Origin of the sequence: Microcystis sp. M_QC_C_20170808_M3Col, assembly GCF_007095505.1 — a bacterium.
Taxonomy (GTDB): domain Bacteria; phylum Cyanobacteriota; class Cyanobacteriia; order Cyanobacteriales; family Microcystaceae; genus Microcystis.
Genome location: NZ_SFBY01000024.1, coordinates 1 through 4,841, shown reverse-complemented (window position 1 = coordinate 4,841; position 4,841 = coordinate 1). Strand labels below are relative to the sequence as shown.

Genomic DNA, 4,841 nt, shown 5'->3' with positions numbered 1-4,841 from the left:
CTGAACGAAACCCCCTACTATCTGTTGTCAAGGTTCAGTTTTTAGCTTGGTTATCGCTTTTTCCATTGTAGCTTAAAGCCGTCGTAAAACGACGGGGTTTTAACCCAAATTTTCGATAAAATCCGACCAGTTAAAAGTTTTAGTGGTGGCCACCTTTCCCCAAACCTTGAACAACCAGTCCTCGGTCTTGATTTGGGGAGTATCTCCGTAGGTAAGCACAGGAAAACCACTAGCGAGATATTGGCCCGGGGGAACTCGGTCTTGATCGGGAGATTCTGGTTTTTTAAAGAATTTGCCTAACATTAGTTGAGACTCACAACGAACACCCTAAACAAATCTTAAAATATTAGGGAGCGAAAAGGTTTTCTATACCTCACTCCCCACCATCAAGTTATCACACCGTCCTAGACTTGGAGGACATTTATTCGGTGTTAACAGCGAACTACAGCCAAATTTTTCCAGCAACTGAAGACTGATAGGAATATTATTCCTCGTCCTCCTCTTCCTCTTTAGTGGGATAGACAAAGCTGTTAGAACGACCAGAAAGGACAGATTTACCCAAAGATAAGGCTTTTTGCGCTTCCCGTGCCGCTTGCTTTCTCCAGTGCGCTCTCCGTTGGTCGCGCTTGGCATTTGAGGTTTTCTTCTTGGGACAAGCCATAGTATTTTAACGATAGTTATAGACTCACAACCTTTCTATTCTACTCCCTATTTCCCTAATCGGCTCGCTCACTTGTCTGATTCCCTTGCTCACTACTGCCCAAAATATTGATAAAAATTAATAATTATCATTTGCTTACCTATTTAGGGTTTGCTGAATAAATCTAAAAACCTTATCCAACAAGGTTTTTAGGTGCCGACCCTTGGAGTGATTGGGGGGAAAATTCAGGGACTTTTTCCCTGAAAATTAGGTAATTGACCACCTGAAAATGGGTAAAACCCCACACCCCACACCCCACACCCCACACCCCACACCCCAACCCCCAACCCCCACCGAAAAACTTTTTCAGCAGACCCTATTTATGAATGTCTGAATGATGCCCATCTGAAACATAAAAAAGAACTGGATTCCTTGCTCACTCTACGATTTCAGAAGTTTAATAAATCTCAGATTATGAACGTCTAAAGTATAATTTGAGACTTCCTTAGCTAAAAACGCCTACCTCTAAAGCTCTTGCTAAAGTAACTCAAGATATATATTTTGGTCTGTAATGAAGTTCCGGGGGAAGGCGATCGAGTAAACCTGTCCGGTTGATTTTCCATAAGTTGTGTTTTTCGAGGTTCCCTATTTTAGCACGATGGTATTATTGATATGGCTTTCCTAGACAGCCCCGCTACTTGTCACCCTTTGCAAAAATTTTCTCAAGAATATCCCGATCAAATTTCGCTATCGCGGTTGAGGTATTGCTACTCGATTTTATAGAGATAGGCTTCTGGGGTTTCCAGAAGGGAAGTCATCGGGCGATCGAGAGGGGGGGTTTTTGCGAGGGTAAAAATTGGAAATAAATCGTTCATTTGGATAGCCATTTTAAATTTCGGCTGTATATAATAACTACCCGATGGGCAGGCATTGGTTATCGTTAGCTCTCTTTTGGTCATAAAGGTATCGATATAATCATACTGACCATGCTCTTTTCTTTTGCCTTTCTTGGCCGGATCACAAAGGGTTGAACCAGCCGGAATCTGATTGATAATTTCCACTGTATCGGCCACGGATAGGAGTCTTTCGGAACCGTATTTACTAGCAAGATAACGTTGATTGAAATAGAGATTAGTTGCGATAGAATAGCCGATGATAATTGCTAGAACTAGACCGAGGATCCTGTCGAAAGTCTTAGTCAAGTTTAGATAGGCCAGACTAGCGATCGCCAAGAGGATAGGAGCAAACCAGAGTAAGATTTTACGATGGGAATAAAAATGCTCATCAGGATAATTAGAGGAAGCGTAGAGAAAAATTATCCAAGTGATCGCAAAAAAGCCGATCAGTGTTTTATTGCCTCGATATTTTTTGATGACTATGTATAGAGAAATGCCGAAAAAAATAGCCGAAACTACGACATTGAAAATCGATATATTGTCATTCAAAAAAAACACTTGATTGCCCAGATAAACCGTTTCCAAAATCGCTTTAAATAGACGAGTGAACAGATTACTCGATGGTTCACCGCTCGCCCCCTTCTCCGTGAGCGCTCTCACCAGTCCTTTCGTATTGGCGAAATTCCGAACTATCTCACTATTCCAATACATAATCAAGGCGAGATTTGCGGAGAGAATCGATAGAAAAGGCAAAAGACATTTACGAGTATTCTTTCGATTTCGATAAACAAACCATAGAGAGGCGATAACACAAGTTGCTGGGATAATTAACATCGTGGTGGTGTGTAAACTCACCAATATAGCGACAGTAATCCCGAAGAATATCCAAGCTATAGCCTGATATATCATCGGCTTACTCGTTTCCATCTGGAAGCGATAGAGTAAAGCAAAAACGAGCATAAAAAATGGTATTGGGCTAGGTCCCCAGGAAAAATTATTAATGAAATAGTCCGCATAAATCGTGCTATACCAAAATCCTGCCAAACTGGACAGGAGAAGACGTTTATCTTGTTCTACATTTTCTAAAAGTTGATAAACAAAGTAGATTAAGAGGGGAATCGATAGAAAAGAAAATAGGCCATTGGTAAGGACTTGAAATTCGGGGGCAGTACCGAAAATTGTCAGAGGAAATGCTAAATAACTATAGAGGGGTGGAATTGTGAATCCATATTTTCCACCCCCCCCCGGTGGTCCCAATTGAGGAAAGTTTCCCTTCCACATATCCATCCAAAGATAACCAAGAGTAATCTGATCGGGATCGGGTCCGATATCGAAGGTAACGTATTCAAAAATACTGACAATCCTAGTGAAAAAGGCAAATGCGATCACTAGAATCCCTAAAATCAGTGCCGTTCCTCGGACTTTATTGATTGATTTCCCCATAAGTGTCGGTATTTTTATCCTAAAATTTTCTGGTAGCTTCGTGACCGTATCCCCGAATATTTATCTTCGCATGGTAGCACGAATTTATAGTCCTACTCGGTTAGAATTTAGCGTTGCTGATCAAGACGAAGTATAACCTGATTTAGTATCGCCGGCGGACGACCGACTACCCAAAAGGAAAACTTCGTACCTCACCATGAAGATAACTGCTATAAGATTTAAGAGCCTGTTTAGCAATAAACTGGGTACACTCGCTTAACAAAAATTTTTTTAGACAGATATTGGACACAATCGGGAATCCCGTGTTAAACTGCCTCGATAAGATGATGTCACTCTCAAAGCCCTTCACTATATAATCTAATGGTAATACAATCGGTCAGTTTAACAGTTAAGGACTATAAGTCTAACATTCCCGTGGCCATCTTGTGTGGTGGCAAAGGAACCCGACTGCGGGAAGAAACCGAATTTCGGCCTAAACCGATGATTGCCATCGGAAATCGGCCAATTATTTGGCATATCATGAAAACTTATGCCCACTATGGTTTAACTGATTTTATGCTCTGTCTAGGGTATAAAGGTGAAATAATCCGGGACTATTTCTTTAGCTATGATTGGAATCACAGTGATGTCCTCTTAGAGTTAGGCAATAAAAAAGTGACCAAACTCGATAGTGGACACGAGGAAGAAGACTGGCGTATTTGGTTAATTGATACGGGACAGGAAACCATGACCGGAGGCCGTCTTAAACGTCTCACCTCTTATATAGACCAAAGCGGAAGTGAGATCTTTTTAGCCACCTATGGGGACGGGGTTTGTGATGTGAATATTGCGGAGCTGTTGGATTTCCATTACTCTCATGGGAAATTAGCCACTATGACGGCGGTTCGTCCTTCTTCTCGCTTTGGCGAGTTAATCATTGAGGGTAATTTAGTCACTCAGTTCCAAGAAAAGCCGCAAACGGCTGAAGGATGGATTAATGGGGGCTATTTTGTCTTAAATCGCAAGGTTTTGGATTTAATTGAGGGAGATTCGACGACTTTTGAAGCACAGCCCCTCAGAACCCTAGCCGCCTTAGGAGAACTCGCCGTCTATAGGCATGATGGGTTTTGGCAGTGTATGGATACTTATCGAGAAATGGAAATGCTCAATCACCTTTACGACACTGGACAAGCTAGATGGAAAATATGGTAAAGGAAGGATTTTGGTCGGGCAAAAAGGCCTTTATAACGGGTCATACTGGCTTTAAGGGGTCTTGGCTGGCGTTTTGGTTACTCCATCTGGGGGCAGAGGTAAAAGGCCTCAGTTTAGCCCCCAATACCACCCCGGCCCTATTTGAGCAATTAGACTTAGCTCAGAATCTGAGTCACCATCTAGGAGATATTCGAGAGGCTGAGTTAGCGGGTCGTTTAATCAAGTCATGGCAAACGGATGTAGTCTTTCATCGAAAATTTTGGGTCTGAAACTCCGTCGTTCTACGACGGCTTTACTGTTAAATATTAGCGCATTTACACGATATATGCTAAAATGTGAGACATGGAAAAAGCCTATTGGTTTCGATTTTACCCCACACCAGAACAAGAGTCGCTATTGCGGCGCACTTTGGGCTGTGTAAGATTAGTTTACAATAAAGCTCTCCATGTCAGAACACAAGCTTGGTATGAAAGAGTAGGATATGCTCAAACTTCTTCAATGCTAACCGATTGGAAAAAGCAAGAAGAATTAGACTTTTTAAACGAAGTTAGTTGTGTACCTTTACAACAAGGGTTAAGACATTTACAAACAGCTTTTACCAATTTCTTTGCTGGTCGTACTAAGTATCCTAACTTTAAGAAAAAACATCAAGGAGGAAGTGCCGAATTTAC

6 protein-coding genes and 2 pseudogenes are annotated in these 4,841 nt (G+C 41.7%); 4 read left to right on the top strand and 4 right to left on the bottom strand.

The genetic code is table 11. The annotated features are described in order from the left end of the window. Positions 1 to 114: 114 nt before the first annotated feature. The 3 genes and pseudogenes from EWV84_RS01275 to EWV84_RS01265 form a co-directional block, all read right to left on the bottom strand. Positions 115 to 303: pseudogene (locus EWV84_RS01275) on the bottom strand (sulfite oxidase-like oxidoreductase); the annotation flags it as partial. A 181-nt stretch (positions 304 to 484) separates the two neighbouring features. Beyond that, a complete protein-coding gene (gene rpmF / locus EWV84_RS01270; RefSeq protein WP_287075899.1) occupies positions 485 to 661 on the bottom strand; it encodes a 50S ribosomal protein L32 in 177 nt (58 codons plus the stop codon). Between the two features lie 172 nt (positions 662 to 833). Further along, positions 834 to 1,013, bottom strand: a complete 180-nt coding sequence (locus tag EWV84_RS01265; protein WP_287075901.1) for a hypothetical protein — start codon at positions 1,011 to 1,013, stop codon at positions 834 to 836. Between the two features lie 5 nt (positions 1,014 to 1,018). Between EWV84_RS01265 and EWV84_RS01260 the strand changes: the two are divergent. Then, positions 1,019 to 1,126: pseudogene (locus EWV84_RS01260) on the top strand (IS630 family transposase); the annotation flags it as partial. A 281-nt stretch (positions 1,127 to 1,407) separates the two neighbouring features. Here the strand turns inward: EWV84_RS01260 and EWV84_RS01255 are convergent. Further along, entirely contained in the window at positions 1,408 to 2,979 is a 1,572-nt protein-coding gene (locus tag EWV84_RS01255) for a hypothetical protein (RefSeq protein WP_287075898.1), read from the bottom strand. 360 nt (positions 2,980 to 3,339) lie between these two features. On the opposite strand from EWV84_RS01255, the gene rfbF reads away from it, so the two are divergent. The 3 genes from rfbF to EWV84_RS01240 form a co-directional block, all read left to right on the top strand. Continuing rightward, positions 3,340 to 4,170 (top strand): glucose-1-phosphate cytidylyltransferase, encoded by an 831-nt coding sequence (gene rfbF, locus EWV84_RS01250; protein WP_287075896.1) that lies wholly within the window; start codon positions 3,340 to 3,342, stop codon positions 4,168 to 4,170. Continuing rightward, complete coding sequence (locus EWV84_RS01245; RefSeq protein WP_287075894.1) at positions 4,155 to 4,439, top strand: GDP-mannose 4,6-dehydratase; 285 nt, start codon at positions 4,155 to 4,157, stop codon at positions 4,437 to 4,439. Before rfbF ends, EWV84_RS01245 begins: the two co-directional genes overlap by 16 nt. A 73-nt stretch (positions 4,440 to 4,512) precedes the next feature. Beyond that, on the top strand, positions 4,513 to 4,841 hold a 329-nt coding region (locus EWV84_RS01240), incomplete at its 3' end, for an RNA-guided endonuclease InsQ/TnpB family protein (protein ID WP_287075892.1).